Origin of the sequence: Nitrosococcus halophilus Nc 4 (genome assembly GCF_000024725.1) — a bacterium.
Taxonomy (GTDB): domain Bacteria; phylum Pseudomonadota; class Gammaproteobacteria; order Nitrosococcales; family Nitrosococcaceae; genus Nitrosococcus; species Nitrosococcus halophilus.
In genome coordinates, this window is record NC_013960.1 from 1,675,238 (window position 1) to 1,692,602 (window position 17,365).

The 17,365-nt window shown below is 52.9% G+C and carries 15 protein-coding genes; 5 read left to right on the forward strand and 10 right to left on the reverse strand.

Annotated elements, in window-relative coordinates:
* Window positions 1-14 precede the first annotated feature (14 nt).
* On the forward strand, window positions 15-650 hold the full coding sequence (locus NHAL_RS08005) for a DUF599 domain-containing protein (RefSeq protein ID WP_013032666.1): 636 nt from the start codon (window positions 15-17) through the stop codon (window positions 648-650).
* Here NHAL_RS08005 and NHAL_RS08010 read toward each other — a convergent pair.
* The 10 genes from NHAL_RS08010 to NHAL_RS08060 all read right to left on the reverse strand — a co-directional run bounded on the left by NHAL_RS08010 (window position 545) and on the right by NHAL_RS08060 (window position 14,550).
* Window positions 545-3,814 (reverse strand): efflux RND transporter permease subunit, encoded by a 3,270-nt coding sequence (locus NHAL_RS08010; protein WP_013032667.1) that lies wholly within the window; start codon window positions 3,812-3,814, stop codon window positions 545-547. The two genes, NHAL_RS08005 and NHAL_RS08010, sit on opposite strands and share 106 nt — an antisense overlap.
* A 29-nt stretch (window positions 3,815-3,843) precedes the next feature.
* Window positions 3,844-5,127, reverse strand: a complete 1,284-nt coding sequence (locus NHAL_RS08015) for an efflux RND transporter periplasmic adaptor subunit (protein WP_013032668.1) — start codon at window positions 5,125-5,127, stop codon at window positions 3,844-3,846.
* 2 nt (window positions 5,128-5,129) lie between these two features.
* On the reverse strand, window positions 5,130-6,527 hold the full coding sequence (locus NHAL_RS08020) for a TolC family protein (protein WP_013032669.1): 1,398 nt from the start codon (window positions 6,525-6,527) through the stop codon (window positions 5,130-5,132).
* Between the two features lie 123 nt (window positions 6,528-6,650).
* A complete protein-coding gene (locus NHAL_RS08025; protein WP_013032670.1) occupies window positions 6,651-7,151 on the reverse strand; it encodes a hypothetical protein in 501 nt (166 codons plus the stop codon).
* Between the two features lie 22 nt (window positions 7,152-7,173).
* On the reverse strand, window positions 7,174-9,441 hold the full coding sequence (locus tag NHAL_RS08030) for an MtrB/PioB family decaheme-associated outer membrane protein (RefSeq protein ID WP_013032671.1): 2,268 nt from the start codon (window positions 9,439-9,441) through the stop codon (window positions 7,174-7,176).
* Between the two features lie 53 nt (window positions 9,442-9,494).
* A complete protein-coding gene (locus tag NHAL_RS08035; RefSeq protein ID WP_013032672.1) occupies window positions 9,495-10,433 on the reverse strand; it encodes a DmsE family decaheme c-type cytochrome in 939 nt (312 codons plus the stop codon).
* A 749-nt stretch (window positions 10,434-11,182) separates the two neighbouring features.
* Window positions 11,183-11,896 (reverse strand): c-type cytochrome, encoded by a 714-nt coding sequence (locus NHAL_RS21865; protein ID WP_013032673.1) that lies wholly within the window; start codon window positions 11,894-11,896, stop codon window positions 11,183-11,185.
* Between the two features lie 8 nt (window positions 11,897-11,904).
* A complete protein-coding gene (locus NHAL_RS08050) occupies window positions 11,905-13,224 on the reverse strand; it encodes a ferredoxin reductase family protein (RefSeq protein ID WP_013032674.1) in 1,320 nt (439 codons plus the stop codon).
* A gap of 238 nt (window positions 13,225-13,462) precedes the next feature.
* Window positions 13,463-13,957, reverse strand: a complete 495-nt coding sequence (locus NHAL_RS08055; RefSeq protein WP_013032675.1) for a hypothetical protein — start codon at window positions 13,955-13,957, stop codon at window positions 13,463-13,465.
* Window positions 13,958-14,034: 77 nt separating this feature from the next.
* Entirely contained in the window at window positions 14,035-14,550 is a 516-nt protein-coding gene (locus tag NHAL_RS08060; RefSeq protein WP_041354763.1) for a sirohydrochlorin chelatase, read from the reverse strand.
* 517 nt (window positions 14,551-15,067) lie between these two features.
* Between NHAL_RS08060 and NHAL_RS08065 the strand changes: the two genes are divergently transcribed.
* From NHAL_RS08065 to NHAL_RS08080, 4 genes are all read left to right on the forward strand, one after another.
* The gene (locus NHAL_RS08065) at window positions 15,068-15,325 is read left to right on the forward strand and encodes a hypothetical protein (RefSeq protein ID WP_041354765.1); all 258 of its coding nucleotides are present in this window, start codon (window positions 15,068-15,070) and stop codon (window positions 15,323-15,325) included.
* A 120-nt stretch (window positions 15,326-15,445) separates the two neighbouring features.
* Window positions 15,446-15,886, forward strand: a complete 441-nt coding sequence (locus NHAL_RS08070) for a heavy metal-responsive transcriptional regulator (protein ID WP_013032677.1) — start codon at window positions 15,446-15,448, stop codon at window positions 15,884-15,886.
* A gap of 245 nt (window positions 15,887-16,131) precedes the next feature.
* Window positions 16,132-16,428, forward strand: a complete 297-nt coding sequence (locus NHAL_RS08075; RefSeq protein WP_013032678.1) for a heavy-metal-associated domain-containing protein — start codon at window positions 16,132-16,134, stop codon at window positions 16,426-16,428.
* Window positions 16,429-16,459: 31 nt separating this feature from the next.
* The gene (locus NHAL_RS08080; protein WP_013032679.1) at window positions 16,460-17,365 is read left to right on the forward strand and encodes a transporter; all 906 of its coding nucleotides are present in this window, start codon (window positions 16,460-16,462) and stop codon (window positions 17,363-17,365) included.

Consider the following 17,365-nt stretch of genomic DNA (forward strand, 5'->3'; position numbering starts at 1 on the left):
CCTTGTTTTTAGGCATGCCGTACTGGGAATATGGGCTCACGCTGTTAGCCTTCATTCTGTTAGGAGCTTATCATCTTCGGCTGCGTCGGCTAATACGCAGGCAGCCTTTATCAACGGCGGTGGGTTTGTCTCAACGCATCCGCAGGCTGTGGGTAGAAAAGGTCATGCAAGAAGGACGGGACATTCTGGCTGTCCAAACCTTGCGTAATTGGACCATGGCGGCGACCCTTCTGGCTTCCACTGCCATTTTGCTTGGTCTTGGTATGCTCAATGTGGTTTTTACCACCGAACAACAACCTCCTCTGTCCAAGTTGCTCAATTACCTGGGCCACGATAGTGAGTTATTGTGGTTGCTGAAGCTCGTGATATTGAGTGGGAATTTCTTTTTTGCTTTTTTTAATTTTACTTTGGCGATTCGCTACTACAATCATGTTGGTTTTATGATTAATGTTTCCGAGTGCCAGGAAGCCGGTGTGAGCGCCGAAGCGGTCACGGAGATACTGCAACGGGGTGCCAACCATTATACCTTGGGGATGCGGGGCTATTATCTGGCAATCCCCTTGTCTTTATGGCTATTCGGTTCTCTATGGCTACTCGGGGGGGCATTGCTCTTGGTGGTGGTGCTATATCGCTTGGATCGGTTGGTATAGACCCCGCCATAGAGGGCAGGCAGGACCAGCAGGGTGAGCAGCGTAGAAGAGAGGATGCCGCCGATGACTACGGTGGCAAGTGGGCGTTGCACCTCTGCTCCGGTGCTAGTGGCCAGGGCCATGGGGACAAAACCTAAAGACGCCACCAGGGCAGTCATCAGCACCGGACGGAGCCGGGTCAGCGCCCCTTGCCGAACGGCCTTATCTAAAGGCAAGCCATCGGCACGCAGTTTCTTAATAAACGAGATCATCACCAAGCCGTTGAGCACTGCCACCCCGGAAAGGGCAATGAAACCTACTCCCGCAGAGATGGAAAGGGGGATATCCCGCAGCCAAAGGGCCAATATTCCGCCGGTCAAAGCGAAGGGAACGCCGGTAAAGACCAGCAGGCCATCCTTAATGGTGCCAAAGGTGCTATACAGGAGGATGAAAATAAGCAGTAGGGCAAGGGGAACCACAATCTCAAGGCGCTGGGCCGCAGCGATCATTTGTTCGAATTGACCGCCCCAAGTGGTCCAGTAGCCCGCAGGGATTGCCACCTGGTCCTGAATTTTAGCCTGGGCTTCAGTCACAAAGGAACCCAGATCGCGGCCGCGGACGTTAGCGGTCACGGCTAGACGGCGTTTGCCGTTCTCTCGGCTAATTTGGTTGGGCCCTGGGGTAATTTCCAAGGTTGCCACGGTACTGAGGGGAATATAACTGGGGCGTGGTGGTGGTTTGGTAGTGTCCTGTAAGGTAAATTGTGGTGGTGCCGATCCCCCGGAGGGAAGGGGGATCGGGAGACGGTTTAAGGTCTCAAGATCACCGCGCAGGTGTTCGGGAAGGCGAACCACTAGGGGAAAACGGCGATCCCCTTCATAGATCATTCCGGTACTGCCCTCCCCGACAGGGCTTTTTCCTCCCAACGCCACAGTGACTACTTCTTGGACGTTAGCCACATTGAGTCCATAGCGGGCCATGGCTTCCCGTTTCATTTTTACGGTGACGACCGGCAAGCCCGTTACCGGTTCAACCCGGACATCTGCCGCCCCGGGCACGGTTCTTAGCACTGCCGCAATGCGCTCACCGGTGGTGAGCAAGATATCCATATCATCGCCAAAGACTTTGACTGCAATATCCGCCCGAACGCCAGAAATAAGTTCATTGAAACGCAATTCAATAGGTTGGGTAAATTCGTATTTGTGACCCGGAAGCTGGGTAATGCTGGCTTCCATCGCCCGGAGCAAGTCGATCTTGGGGCGTTCCGGATCTGGCCATTCCGCCCTGGGTTTGAGCATGATAAGGGTATCGGAGACATTGGGAGGCATAGGATCGTTGGCAATTTCTGCCGTTCCAATCCGGGCGACGACCGTTTTCACCTCCGGGAAATCCATGATCTTTTTCTCCAGAGTACGCTGCATCTCTACCGATTGGGACAGGCCGGTTCCAGTAGCCCGAATGGCTTGCACGGCAATATCCCCTTCATCCAGGGTAGGCACAAATTCAGTCCCCATGCGGGTTGCTAGCAGTCCGCTCAAGACCACGATTACTGCTGCAATGGTGATTACCACCGTTTTGTTGTTGAGGGCAAAATTTAGCGCTGGCAGATAAGCTTTTTTAGCCAGCCGCAGGGCAGGATTTTCTTTTTCCGTGATACGGCCACTCACGAAGATAGCCACCGCCGCTGGGATAAAAGTTATCGAGAGAAGCATCGCTCCGAGTAGAGCGGAGACGACCGTAAAGGCCATGGGATGGAACATCTTCCCCTCCACTCCGGTCAGGGTAAAGATGGGAAGATAAACGACCATGATAATGGTTTGCCCAAAGAGGATTGCCCGACGGGCTTCCTCGGAGGAGTTGAAGACGACCTCCAAGCGTTCAGCAAGAGTCAGGGTGCGCCCTCGCCGTTGCTGTTCTTCCGCCAAATGCCGGATACTGTTTTCGACGATGACTACCGCCCCATCCACAATAATTCCAAAATCTAGCGCCCCTAGGCTCATGAGGTTGGCACTGACCTTCTCGGTGACCATGCCGGTAATGGTGAACAACATGGACAGGGGGATCACCATGGCGGTGATCAAAGCGGCGCGGAAATTCCCCAAAAAGAGAAAGAGCACGACGATGACCAGCGTGGCTCCTTCCAGCAGGTTATTTCTCACGGTGGCGATGGTCTTATCCACCAGGGTAGTGCGGTCATAGGCAGTTTTGGCCTCTACCCCCTCGGGAAGGGTCCGATTGATTTCCTCTAGCCGGTCCGCAACCGCACGGGCTACCGTTTGGCTATTTTCCCCCATGAGCAGGAAGGCGGTGCCCAGTACGGTTTCTTCGCCTTCTCGGGTGGCCGCCCCGGTGCGCAACTCCTTTCCCAGCACTACCTCGGCCACATCTTTGATGTACACCGGGACACCCTGATGGGTGCCGACGATGATATTGCGTATTTCCTCTAGATTTTGGACTTGTCCTGGAGCCCGAATCAGATATTGTTCGCCATGGTGTTCGATATAGCCGGCCCCCACATTGGCATTATTGCGGGCAAGAGCGGCGAGTAAATCCGGGAAGGAGAGGCCGTAGGCAATGAGTTTTTTGGGGTAAGGGGTCACATGGTATTGCTTGATGTAGCCCCCCATGCTGTTGATTTCGGTCACCCCCGGGACGGTGATCAGCTGAGGTTTGATCACCCAATCCTGCAGAGTTCGAAGATCAGTGGGGCTATAGGGGGTGCCATTAGGCTGGAGGGCTCCGGGCTCTGCCTCCATGGTCCATAGAAAGATTTCCCCAAGCCCCGTGGCGATAGGGCCCATTTTGGGCTCGATACCTGGCGGGAGGCTGCCTTTGGCTTCCTGGATGCGCTGATTAACCAGCTGGCGGGCAAAGTAGATATCGGTGCCGTCCTCAAATATGACGGTCACTTGGGAAAGCCCGTAACGGGAAAGGGAACGGGTCTCCTCTAACTGAGGAAGGCCTTGCAGGGTAATCTCAAGGGGAAAAGTAATGCGCTGCTCCGCTTCTAGTGGCGAGTAACCTGGCGCTTCGGTATTGATCTGGACCTGTATGTTGGTGATATCCGGGACTGCATCGATGGGCAGGCGCTGATAATTGTAAATTCCTAGCGCGGCCACGCCGAAGGTCACTAAAAGAACCAGCCAGCGTTGCTGGACAGAAAATTTTAGAATGCGTGCAAACATGATTTTATCCGCAGATGAAGGAAACGAAGCTATTCTGAGGCCATCGCTTTGTCGAGTTCGGATTTGAGCACAAAGCTGTTGTCGGCAGCATAATGCTCGCCGGCGGAGAGGCCGGTCACCACTTCTATCCACTGTTCGCTGCGGCGCCCTAGGGTCACTTCACGTACCTTAAAGCCATTTTCCTCCTGGACGAACACCACAGGTTTATTCTGATAAGTCTGGATAGCTTCATTTACCACGGCAACAGGGACGGTGACTTCTTCTTCAGCCACTTCCACGGTTACGAAAAGACCGGGACGCCAACGTTCATCAGGATTGGGTATATCCACATGGGCGTCTACAGAGCGGGTCTGTGCACCCACGACATACCCTAGATAAGAGATGATGCCAGTAGCCTCCATGCCCAGTCCTTCGGACCATACTGTAACCTGTTGTCCTAGGTGGACTCGATTGAGATCCTCCGCATAGACGGTAATTACTCCCCAGACGGTCGATAAATCAGCAATGACAAAAAGTTCGGCATCGGCCTTGACCGCTTCGCCACGCACAATATGTTTGCGCACTACCCGGCCATCAAAAGGGGCCCGTATTGAATAGCGGCTCAGTTTTGACCGGCTTTCTGTGGCAATGGCATCCAGTTCTTGTTGGGAAAGACCTAAAGCAAACAAGCGTTGAGCAGCAGCAGTGACAGCGATCTTGGCTTCAGCCAGCGCCGTTTTTGCTGCCAGGTAATCTTGCTCGGCAGAGACTCTCTCCTTCCATAAACGCTCTTCCCGTTCAAAGGTGAGTTGAGCCAGCTCCCGCCGCTTAATAGCGGTGTAGTACTGGCTTTTTAAATCCGCCAGTTCCCGGCTTTCCAAGACGGCAATGAGTTCCCCCTTTTTGACAGGTGCCCCCAAATGTTTGTAAACCGCGGCGACGACACCCTCCACCCGTGGGACCACATGGGCCAGGCGGTTTTCATTAAACTGGATCTCACCAGGGAGTTCTAAGGCCGTTTTAATTTCTGCCGGCCCGGCCACTTTCACCTTAATACCCGCACTTTGCAGCGCTTCGGGAGACAGCTCAATATAGCCGGGGGAGGGGTCCTCAACTTGGATTTCCTTTCGCGGTGGATACGCGCCCTCCCTAGTGCGCCCCCTTAGGGTATCCTCCGGATGTCCCGATTCGCTCCCGGCGAATCGGTCAGATTTCGCGGTGGTCTTGGCGCTGTCATTGCTGACTGTAGGGGGTTCTGCTTGTAAAATGAACCAGCCGAGCACAACCCCTACCCCAATAATGGTCAGGACAGTGAATAAAGTTTTGCCTTTCATTTTCATCCCTCAATGTTCTTGGCAGCCTCAAGCCGATCTCCAATGAGCCGCTCTACCTCGGCCACGGCCTGGTGGTAATCCGTCAGGGCGCGCAGGTATTGGGATTTGGAATCAAATAAAGTTCGTTGTGCATCTAAGACGCTCAAAAAATCGAACTTGCCCAAGCGAAAACCTTTATTAACCGCATCAAAGGCGCTTTGCGCCCCCGGAAGGACCTGGGTTTTAAGGGCTGTGGCCTCGGCATGGGCTGTAGCCAAGCGCTGGTAGGCGTTATTCAAGGCCGTGGCTACCCGCACCTGCGTAGCCCGTCGATTTTCCGCTGCTTTGGTCAGTTGGCGCTCTGCCGCTAGGATGTTGCCCTGGTTCCGGTCGAATAGCATCAAGGGAATAGAAATGCCGGCCACAAGGGTATAATCCCCCGTGTCGGCATATTCAGTTCCTCCAAAGCTCACCGTAAGATCAGGAATGGCCTTGCTTTTTTCCAAATCAATGAGGGCTTGGCGCTGAGCAATTTCGGTCGCCCACCGGGCAAGGTCAGGATTTTGATTGATCAGTTGGGCTAGCTGTTCCAAGGAGGGGATAGGGGAGACCTCACTCAGCTGGCCGACGGCTTTCTGAAAGCCGGGTGTGATACTTCCCCAGGTAGCAGCTAGTTGTTTTCTAGCGGCTTCGAGATCCCGCTCAGCACGGGTAAGCTCAATGCGAACCGAAGAAAGGGCCACTTGGGCTTTGGTTTCTTCCACGGGCGAGGTTCTGCCGGCCTGGACCCGTTTAGAGACTGTGGTTGCCACTTGCTCAGCAAGGCGCACCAGTTGTTGCGCTAGAGCCAGTTTTTCTTGGGCACTCAATACTGCGACAAAGGATTGCGTGACTTGGGTGAGCACATCGACTCGCTTGGCCTCGTAATCCCAGCCAGCTAACTCCTGGGTAAGCTGGGCGGTTTTAACTCTTTTCTCAATTTTGCCACCTAGAAGAATGAGTTGGCTGAGTTGCACCGTGGTTGAGGGGCCATCGAAACTTTTGAGCCTGGAATTGCCCAGATTGGAGCCTTGGATGTTGAGTTGAGGGTTGGGTAACAAGCCGGCTTGGAGTACCGCTGCTTCCCGCGCCCGGATCTCTTGGGAAAAAGCGGCTAACTGTGGATTTTGGAGTAGAGCCAGGGCTGCCACCTTTTGCAATTTGATATCCCCGCTGGGTTCGTTGTTTTCAGCCGGGAGGGGCGGGGAAGTCTCTTTATATTTGCGGAGCAGTGGAGTTTGTGCCAAGGACTGGGTCACCGAAATTTGATCTAAGGGGGCGGAATCTGACTCCGCAGCAGCAGGAGAATAAGCGCGGCATCCCACCGCGAGTACAAGTAGGATTGCCAACAATAAGATTGTTGAAAGGGGTTTGGAAAGCATGCCAGGGTTTCCATCCTTTTCCGTGAAGACACGGCAGTCGTCAGAATAAAGTCAATTAAATAGAGAAACCTCCTGGGGGAGGAAAATGGGGCCCACAGGGGGGCACAGCCCTTTCTTGGGGGCTTAATTCAGAAGGACAGTCGTGCGTAAGTGAAGGGGGATAGCGGGGATCTCGGGTGGCGGCTGGCCTAAATGGTGTGGGCGTGCGAGCTCTGCCAAAGCAGGAAATGGGGGAGCAGTCGTTAGAAAAGAGAAAGCCGGGGAGGCTTTAGTTTCTTTGCTATCGATTTTTTTACTGGTCGTGAGGGTGGGGTGCTCATCCTGGGGAAGTTGAATCACATGGTCGGAATAGTCATGGTCCGCCCGGACATCCAAAGCCGATAGGGCCTTATCAAGCAGGTCATGCTGATAGGCCTCCAAAGAAGTCGTAGCTACGGGTTCGTGTTGGTCTACATAACCAGGATGGTGGAGGGCGATTTGGATCTTATCGCCGTGGTAGGTCAAGAATATTTTATGGGCGTGGCCAACGCTTGCAAGCAATAGGGGAATAGCCTGGGCACTGCCTACCCAAGTCAGCAGGTAGAGCAGCAGGCAGAAACAACCGATAAGCCGTCGTTTATTCATAACACTATGGAGATTATCATAATCAGAACTGATAGGCGAGTGAGACGCCGAAGATATGGGCGACATAATCGGGACTGGTGGAACCGAGGGTAAGCACAAAGGGCATTGTGTCTAAATCAATATCGTCCCGGGCGAAGTCTTCCGTCTCTAGGGTTTCAAAGCGGTAGCTAAAGCGTGCGGAGAGATTATTCCTGAGTTGGTAGTCTAAGCCCACCATAATTCGATGCAACCGGGTCTCCAATTCGGGCAAGGGCGCAGCAGTCAAAGCAGATCCCCCGGTGGGCTTGAGGTGGGTATCAGCTAGGGAGAAGGTATAGTCTATTCCTAACTCCAGTTTATCTTCGATGAGGGTCCAGTCCAAGCCGATACCGCTGGTCAGCACTTCATCCTCGGTATCCATTGACCACCGCTGGGCCAGATTGGTCAAAGAGGGTAGCCTGACAGGATTGTGCTCATGTCCCCTTTGTTCGTAGCGCAGGTTTTCATAGGTAAAGAACGCATACCCCATAATGCCTGGCCGTGGGCTGTAAGAGGCGTCTACGGTGGCGCTCGCGATCCGGCTGTGTTTGAGACCGAACACAGTCTTTTTATAGTCATCTTGGATGTAGTTGCCGTCGAGGCCGAGGGTGATCTGGTCGTGAGGGAGAAAAGTGACCACCCCGCGGACCCAGTTCCGTTCTCGCTCCGCAAGATGAAATTTTCTCAAGCTGGGATGGTTCCCAAACCGCTCCTCAGGGGGCAATGTGGCCAGGAAAGCAGGCGTGTGGCTACTCAAAAATGCAGCATTGTCCGCGTAGTCCGAGCCATCGCGGAAGGCATGGGCATATTGGAGCCAGCCATTGACGAAATCAAAAGGTGTAGCCTGCACTTTGGTGCGTATGGTATGTTCCTGTACCTTATTTTTTTCCTGAAAATCCCGCTCTTGTTGCTCGAAATCATACCCCAGCATGAGCTTGGTGCGAGGGAGGAGACGGTAGCCTGCATCTAGGGAGACCTGGTGTTGCTCAAAGCTATAGGGCAGGTTGAGCCTAGCGTTAGCATTGGCAATCCCTGTGGGTTGAGGCTGGGCGTCACCGGCAATCCGGACATAAATATCCCGCGGGGTTTTGTTATCCCGTTCCTCAAAACGGTAATTGGCTTTGAAATCCAGCTTGGGTAAGGGACGGGAGGCAATCCCCAGGTCGATAAGAAAGGTGTCGATGCGCCCCTCTAGGGAGTTTCTTGGCAAGGGAGTGGTGACCGTAGCATTCAGGGCCGGCATGGCTGAAAAAGGCAGAAAGTTCTCATCCTGGGTCATTCGGCTATAGGCGAGGTTGGTTCTTATTCGCGTGGTTAACCCCAAATTATAACCCGCCGAAAAAGTCACCTGGTGAGCCTGATTATCGGGAGGCAGGGCGAACTGCCCAAAGCCGGAAGGAAAGCCGGTCGCAGGTGTCCAGGGCGCCCCCCGGCCCGCTTCTGAGTAGGGGTTTTGAAAATTCAGAGCCGCTTCGTCGTTATGGAATAGGGAGAGGGCATAAGTGAGTTGGAATTGGGCTTTTTTACCCAGGTATTCGAGGGAGAGGTTCAAACTATTGGTTTGATAGTCAATGGGTTCCGGGAGGATGACCGCCGAAGGGTTACCCCCGTTAATGCCGAAAGCGCCAGCAATCGTGTCTAGGCCATCCTTACGCTCATGGTGAAAGTCGGCCTTTAAGGCCCAGTCTTTGGCCAGGTGCCAGGTCAGTCCCCCGCCAAATTTTTGCCGTTCGGTTTCTATCTCCAAGAATTTCAAACTTTCCCCTAAGGCAGTCATGCCCTGGGTCGTGGGAGCGCCGACCCACCCCTCTGATAGAGTCAATTGCCCACTGCCAATCCCGTTGTAAGGCGTTTGGGCTTTATCAGAGGGAAATCCAGCTTGGAAGTGGGGAATCTGGTCATAATCCAAAAACAGTTCGTAGCGACCCTGGTCTCCGTAAGCTAGAGAGAGGGATCGATAGTCAAGGCCCAGGTTCAGACCTGATACCTCGAAGTAGTGAGCACGGCCACTGTCGTAAGCATCCCGTCCTTGGAGCCTGAAATTGGCGATGGCAAAGGGTCCTTCTTCTACCAGCCCTGTATACTCACCGAACTTGAAGGAATTTTCGCTGTTATAGCCAATTCCCACTTCCACTTCGCCCCTATAAAGGAGAGCCGGTGTTTTCTCTTTGAATTTCTCTAGCGCAAATCCTTCCTCTTGGGCAGCCGTTTCCATCATGAACAAGTAGGGGGTCCATAGGGCCAAGTACACCAGACTTTTTCTACGCTTCACTGGAGTGCCCTCTGTCTTCAAACCTCAAAACGAAGCTGCCTCTCCCCTATAGGCTAGCGCATTAACCGAACCCCGGAAGGATGGTTTGAACCATGGACCTGGGCGTGGCAGTTCAAGCACCCCTTCAACAAGAGCCGATCCGCCACTCCCCTTGGTGGGACGCCCGTGCCACTATAAAGGGTGCTGGGATGAAAGGCTTCCATATGACATTGCTGGCAGAGCCAAGGGGTTCTGACCTTGAGTAACCTGGGCTGAGTAGTGCCATGGGGGGCATGGCAGTGGCGACAATCTTCTCGCACTGGGGCATGCTCCCATAGAAAAGGTCCCCGCTTTTCAGGATGGCAGAGGTAGCAGGTTTCATTGACCGTCGCCTTGAGCAATAGTTTGGGTCCAAAGGAACCATGGGGATTATGGCAGTCGCTACAGGCCACCTTGCCTTCCTCGATGGGGTGGTGTGAAAAGCGACGGACCTGAGCCCTTTGGGGGCCGTGGCAGTCATAACAAACTTCTGGCTGGGACGCCTTAATCTGCACCTTGTCCTGCCAAGCGTGTATCTGGTGGCAGGCGGCGCAGGCCACATCGGCAAATTGATGCGAGCTTCCCTGCCAGTTTATTCTTTCTCCTCCCTCATGGCAGTTGAGGCAAACTTGGTTCTGCTCGGCGACTGAGGTTGGCGAGTGGGGGCCAAATCGGACTGGAATCGTTTCCTTCCGAGGGCTTTTAAGGTGTTCAGTGCCGGGTCCATGGCAGCTTTCACAGCCATGGGCAGCAAAAGGGGTTCGTGGATCGGCTTGTTGTGCATGGGGCGTTTGCAAAATCACAGTCACCGACGGATTTTGGTGGCAGCCGGTACAGGACTCTACGCCGCGCTCGGTATACTGGGCCTTGGGGAGGTTGGCGCTCGGCGCTTCTTCCGCTATAGCGATTTGAGCAATTATTAAACTAACTAGTAATGCTCGCAATACGCTGGTAGCCACGGAAAGTAAGTGCATGGGGTATTTTCTCCAGCAGGATTGCCCTGGGACAATCAAAAAAATTTTTATTTTTTGTTATTGGGGATTGGTTAATTTATATCTAGTCGCTGATGAGCTTCTAATCAAGCTGCCAAATTAACAATTAAGGATTGTGGCATGATGATCAGCAGAGAACAGCAACGGTACTCCTGGCCGGTCTTCTCAATCAAAAAGGCCCGTGAGGCGACTCAAGTTTTGATGGGGGAAGGATTAATTCCTAGAGCACCAGAGCATTAACGGTAGTGATTTGGAAATAGAAGAACGAGATCCTTTGATTTGATAATGGAGGACCTTTGGCTTATACGAGCCAGCATGGACCACAGCCTTTGAGTTCATTGGAGGAAGCAATCTTGGCATTCGCTGCGACCGGAATTACTGGTTTCTGCTTGGGAGAAAGGAAACAGCAACATGGCGTACTTGCAGATTGGTTGAGAGTGGAAAAAAGATCCTTGAGCTCTCCATCAAAATTCCTAGGCCTGGTCCTCGAAAGGAGCGTAACGTCAAAACATTCACGGTTTTGGAAAAGCAATTATTAACCACTGAGTTAAATATGCAAGCCTCAATGCAATCAACGCGACATCCAAAGGCAGTTCAATTAACATTAGGCAGCCATCCCTATGGTGAGGAAATAAGAACCTGGGTTATAGAAACCCGGTTTTATACGCATATGCAGATCAGTCTCGATGCAGCTTATCGCTCTGAACCCCTTCAGATAGCAAAGTAAGCGTTTATGAGTTCTTGGGCGCAGGAGGAAGAGTTAGCTCCATTCCTACGCTTATGATGTTAGGGTCCTTAATCTTGTCCCGGTTGGCTTCATAGATAAGAGGCCATTGAGTGGGATCACCGTAGGCCCGCTCAGCGATGAGAGATAAGGTATCATCCTGCTGGACAATCACTGTCTTGGCTGCTGGAGATACTTCAGCCTGTTTCAGTTCTTCCTCTCCTTTCTCCACTCGTGGTGTAGCGGCTACCTCAGGCTGCTTGGGGGCAGGCACCGGCTCCCCATCAGGAGGTGTTGTTGCCACCGGAGCCCAGGGATGCAAGATTTGAAGGTAGACTACCAGTGTGTCCAGGTCTTCCGGCTTGAGTTCGCGATAGCGCTGTTTTCTCTCGCGAACGCCTTCCGGTAGCCGTTTCGCTACTTCTTTTGCACCGATGATCCACTTGCGGATCTCGTCCCCGGATCGGTGTGCACCTACATTGTCTAGTGGTGCGCGTGGATTACCGATACCAGCAATGCTGTGACAGAAGGCGCAGCCCTGAGCCTCGTAAACAGCTTTGCCGCGAGCGATGCGCTTAGCCAGGGTATTGGTGGAGGTAGGTGTTGTCGTGGGTGCAGGTACAGGCGCGGATGGGTTCTGAATCCACGCGAAGGTGAAGGCTAGCAGGAGGACAAATGCTGCCACCAGGGCAGCGATCCAATGTGCTAGTTGCTCGCGCATACCTTTTTCTACACTAGCTCAAATAGCTCAAAATGCACCTGGGCAAGGGGCACTCCGCTTCTATACAGGGTGCGTTGGACCGCTTCGCTCATGGGTTTGGGTCCGCACAAAAAATAGTGCAACTCACGATGGTTTTGCGGCAGCCTTCGTTGCAAGAGGGCGTCGGTAATTCGCCCCCGTTCGCCGGTCCACTCCGGCGGCGGCTTCTCGATCACATGTACCACTGAGATATTGAGGCGCTCCCTTAGATGTTCCAATTCATCTCGGAAGATGACGTTCTCCCAGTAGAGGTTGGCATAGATAAGGTGTAAGGGACGGGAGTCCCCTCGGTCCGCGAGCGTTCTCAGCATGCTCATTATCGGGGTAATGCCTATGCCTCCCGCAATGAACGCAAAGCCTACTGCCTGGGGGTACCTGTCCACGCTGAATACACCATAGGGACCATCCACATAGGCAATCTCCCCTGCTGTAACCTGGGGGATGGTGCGCGTGAAATCTCCCCGCGCCTTGATGGTGAACTCTAACCGCTTGCTTCGTTTGGCGCTGGAAGAGAACGAGAAAGGATGCTCCTCGAAGCGAAAGGGGGATCTCCCAAGGGTGAGCCAGGCGAACTGTCCTGGTTGGAAATTCATACCAGGGTGGCTTTCCGGTTCGAGCGCGACGGTCCAAGCCTGCCCCCGTTCGGGCCGGACTGCTATGACCCGGTAAGGTGCCCTTGATAGCAACCAAGGCTTGAGCACCCGTACGTAGCCGACCAGCCCTACCCAGAACAAGGTGTATGCTATCCACAACCATTGTTTCCAAGGTGCCCGAGTATAATAGCCTACGCCGGCGATGTGCACGACAGCCAAAATAAAGGCCAATGTGGCCAGTAGCGCATGCAGAATGCGCCAATACTTGTAATTGATCCCCAATGGCTTACGCCATAGGGAGGTCACGATTACCACGATAAAGAGCACGAAGGCGGTTCGTCCGGCGGTCATGTAACCGGGCGCCTGAAGCGGATTGAGTACTCCTAGCGCCGCAGGATAGGCAACCCACAAGATGGCGAAGTGGAGGAGGAGAAAACCCATGCCGATGATCGCCACTAGACGGTGGAAGTAGTAAATAATGTCTATTCCAAAAGGCGCAGTCGTCCGCCGAAAGCGGGCAGTGAGGGCAAATTGTATACCCATGATTGCCATGCCGCCGAACCCGAGCGCCATGGAAAAATCCCACCACAATCCGGCGCCAGGCGGCACCGGCCCGATTAGCAGGAGCGGTAAGGGGGCGGAAACGAGAACTAGGTAGATACCAATCCACAGGAGAGCGCGGGCAAGGGTTTTCATAAGAATGGGATCGCTAAGATGACACGCCTTGTGAAAGTCAGGGACATGATCTATTGTGGCTGAAGCGGAACTACAGCTATGTTTAGGTCTGCTGCCAGATTTTTTCTATACCTGGCCGGTGGTAACTTTCAACCGTGAGACGGTACTTTTCTACAGGCGCCGTATTCATTCATCTCTCCCGCGCAAATTCTTACAATTTCTTCAGAAAAATGTCAGTACAAAGTCCAGCATTGCTGGGTTAACTGGTTCGCAAACGCCGCCTGGCCAAGATAAGCGAAACGCTCACTGAAATAAGCAGGGCGGCTAGGGTGAGCTCGAGTAATAAGAAGGCGCTAATCTTGAAATAGGCAAATGCCGGGTGGACGAAGCGCACTAGCCAACCGCCGGCTTCATTAGCCACTGCGGCAAAAAAGGTCAGGCCGGAGAGCCAAATTTTGAGAGAAGCGGGAAGTTCCGTAAACAGCATCAGATGAGCTAAGGTGAGCACCAGAATACCCATGGAAAAAAGATGGAAGTGGGACACCTCTAGCAAGCTTTGGTAGCTAATGGGTCGGGTGAAGTCTTCTTCCGAGCCCAAGTAATAATCCACTACAGAGCTAGGCGTTAAACCCATTTGGTGGAAATACATCAATCCATTGCTGACCCAAAGGAGAGCAATGTAGCCCAGGAAAAGCAGGATAAGGGTATTTAATAGGGCACGGCGGCGGTGGTCTCTAGGGGCAAAAAAACGCATAGGTATTCCTCCCTCTCCTCTGCAATGCTCAGTCGAAGTGGTGCAGGTCCGCTGTTCTTCCTGTCTGCCCCCTTTCTCTAGAAGGATTGTCCTGTAAGTTGGTAATACTGGGCTTCAACCCAGCGTTGCACATTAGGATGAGGGAGCGGCGGCTGGCCAAAGTGGAAAGTCAGCCCCTTAAGATCGTTTCGGATTGCCCCCTCGATTCCCCCTGCAGAAAGCAACACAGGAATGACTACGGCTTTGCCATGGTAGCTCGCCTCCTGAGCAGCGGTGCGGAAAGCTTCCCGGGCTCTAGCCCTGATCGCCTCCGGGGCATCGGTTCTATGGGTGAGGTAACGCACCTCGTGGAACCTCCCCTGGCGATGAAGGTAATGGGCATGGGTAGCAAGGTCTTCGAGCCAACGACGGTTCTCTTCCTCGGTATTAGGGCCATGGGCGATCAGAATGACCGTGGTCTTTTCGGGTGATGTCCCCATCGCCAAGGCCCGCTCTAAGAGGATTTCGCTAACGAGTGGGTGATCATCCATGGCTTTGCCGAAGGCCACTTCAGTGGGAAATTTTTCATTGAGTTGCTCGGCCAACCGTGCCACGTTCTTATTCCACAGAGTGCTCCGCTGACTGGGTTCGGGTTCTACGCCATGGGCGAGGAGCAGAAGTCCCCCGTGTTCTTGCGCAGGCGTTGCAGCACTGCAGAACAGAAGAACCAGAAAAAGCCAACAATGTATTGTTTTCTGTATCATGTTTTGTCTTCAGGTCCAGAATGATCCACCCAGAGCCTCAAGAGCTGGCGGCCGATGGCCGACAAGGGAGAGCCTAGGTAACCAAAATTAAACAGGTGTGTCTACTGACAATCTTCTGAATCTGCCCCAAAATGGAACCTCCTTAGTTATTAAGTTAAGTGCAAATGAGAAGAACTTCTAGCAGCATTTACAAAAAGGGACAGCTTTGCGCTTGATTCATTTGGACGGAAAGTCCAATCAATACTACGCTGTTAAGAGGGACTCCAAAGAGTAAAGATTGGTATCAAAATTTCTTCAACAGAGATCCTTCTGATGTGGCTCAAAGTCCCTTCATGTCCATGGGCTTCCCAAAAGGATACGCTTTCGCGTGCCCCAGTTGAGCATGCCTCACTGCAAGGGAGCGGCGTTAGAATCATATTTGTTAGCCAGCGCTGGGGTAGAACGAGTCCGGGCAAATGACTATGCCCACAGTTCGGTTTGGTCCGGCATGGTCATCGAAGAAGGCCATCCCAAAATCAAAGTAACCTGGGTGGGGGATCAAACCACCACGGTCCACATCACCCGCTCTCTTCGCCGCCGCTCTCCTCAATGGGGCAACGATTGCCGGAACTGCTGCGGCCCATGAAGCAACGCCCGAATGGATAGTTCAAATACCTCAAAGGGCTATTTTGGCTCGCCGAACCGTCCTTATCCTTACTGGAAACCCAGAGATTACTATTAACTCACTCAAATCGCGACCTCTACAATGAAAAATCTCAATCTTATGTTTATCGGTAAGCTAGCACAACTCGTTGAAGTCAATGTGCAAACGATACGTTACTATGAACGAATAGGTTTGTTGCCTCCACCCACGCGCACGAAAAATGGCTATCGCGTTTATAACGAAAAGGCATTAAACCGCTTGCGGTTTATCAAGCAGGCGCAAGCTTTAGGTTTTTCACTGGCTGAAATCAAGACAATATTGGCGCTGTCCACTACAGGCCAATGCCCTTGTCCTCAGGTACGCCAATTTGCTAAAGCAAAATTGTGGGAAGTAGACCAAAAACTTAAAGAATTGTTTACCTATCGTCAAACCTTAGCTGGATTGATCAGACATTGGGACAGGACGCCGGACAAGGCGTCGGACGAAGTGGTGTGTACTCTCATCGAATCTTCTGATGAGAGGGCAGAGAAGCCTAAAAGCTAAAAACTCCTGATCCCCCGCATCAATGGAATTTCACTTGATGCGCTACCCCCCCTCACCGAAACTAACCCTCCTCCCACTTGATTCTCTAATTCGCGTTTATTCGCGGCTAAACATATAAATCTATAAATCCGTTTCCAAATCCCTGCGTAAAGAAATCATCCTTGACCCTATACCTAGATATAAGGTCTAGATTAGGCCAAAGTTCGGAAAAGTGGGTCTTTGGATAGGAGAAACAGGTATCACCTATGAAACAAGCAGTCCTTATTTTTTTAGGGGTATTTCTGCTGGGAGCAGGGGCTTTGGCCAGTGAAACGACCTATCACCTTAAGGTCGATGGCATCAGCTGTCCCTTTTGCGCCTATGGGATTGAGAAGGCGTTTTCTCAGCTTGAGGGCATCAAAATTGCTCAAACGGATTTGGAGAAGGGGGTGGTGGTAGTCACCATGGAAGAGGGTAAAAGCCTGGATGAAGCTACAGCCCGCAAAGTGGTCGTCAAGACTGGATTTACGCTGCGAGGATTTAAAAAGGTCCCTAAGCCCTAGCCTCCCTCTGGAAAACAGAAAAGACGCTGCGATGGATAAAGCGAAACTTAGCCTGTTCTCCGCCGCGTTAGGGGGATTAAGTAGCCTCGTACCGCCGGTCGCTGCTGCCCCGACCACCTTCAATACCGCCTTGCCCGTCAGCCAGGGAGAAGTACTGCTACGGGCGCAAACGCAGTTTTTGCGGGCTAGCGAGGATCCTGGTCCTCTTGACCGGGAGCTTGAAGTTCTGGTTTTTCCTCTGGTGGGGGTTTATGGCCTGACGCCGCGATTAGCCCTGTTTGGTATCTTTCCCCTTTTGGATAAGGAGCTTGAGGTGAATACTCCTTTGGGCCGTCAAACCCGTGAGGTGAGTGGCCTGGGCGACAGCACCTTTCTAGCCCGTTACATCGTCTACTGGTGGGATGCACCGGGGGAGACCTTCCGCATTGCGCCCTTTGTTGGCCTGGAGGCCCCTATCGGAGAAGATGACGAGCGGGATGCGCTGGGGCGCCTGCCCCAGCCGCTGCAGCTCGGTTCTGGCTCCTGGGATCCCTTGGCTGGGGGGGTGCTGACCTGGCAAACATTAGAGTGGGAGTTTGACGCTTCGGTTTCCTATCAAGCTAACACAGAGGCCAATGAGTTCGAGTTCGGGGATGTGGCGCGTTTGGATATGTTGTATCAGCGGCGAGTGGGATCGTTTCATTGGCAAGGAGGTGTGCCCCATTTTCTTTATGCTGGGCTAGAAAGTAACCTGATTTGGCAGGATCGCAGCCAGATCGTCGGCCGGAATGACCCCAATTCAGGCGGGCTGACTTGGTTTTTAGCTCCGGGGCTGCAATATATCACCCGGCGCTTTGTGGTGGAGATGGCGGTACAAATCCCCGTGGTGCAGGATCTTAATGGCCAAGCCTTAGAAACGGACTTTAATGTTATTCTCAGCTTCCGCATGAATTTCTGA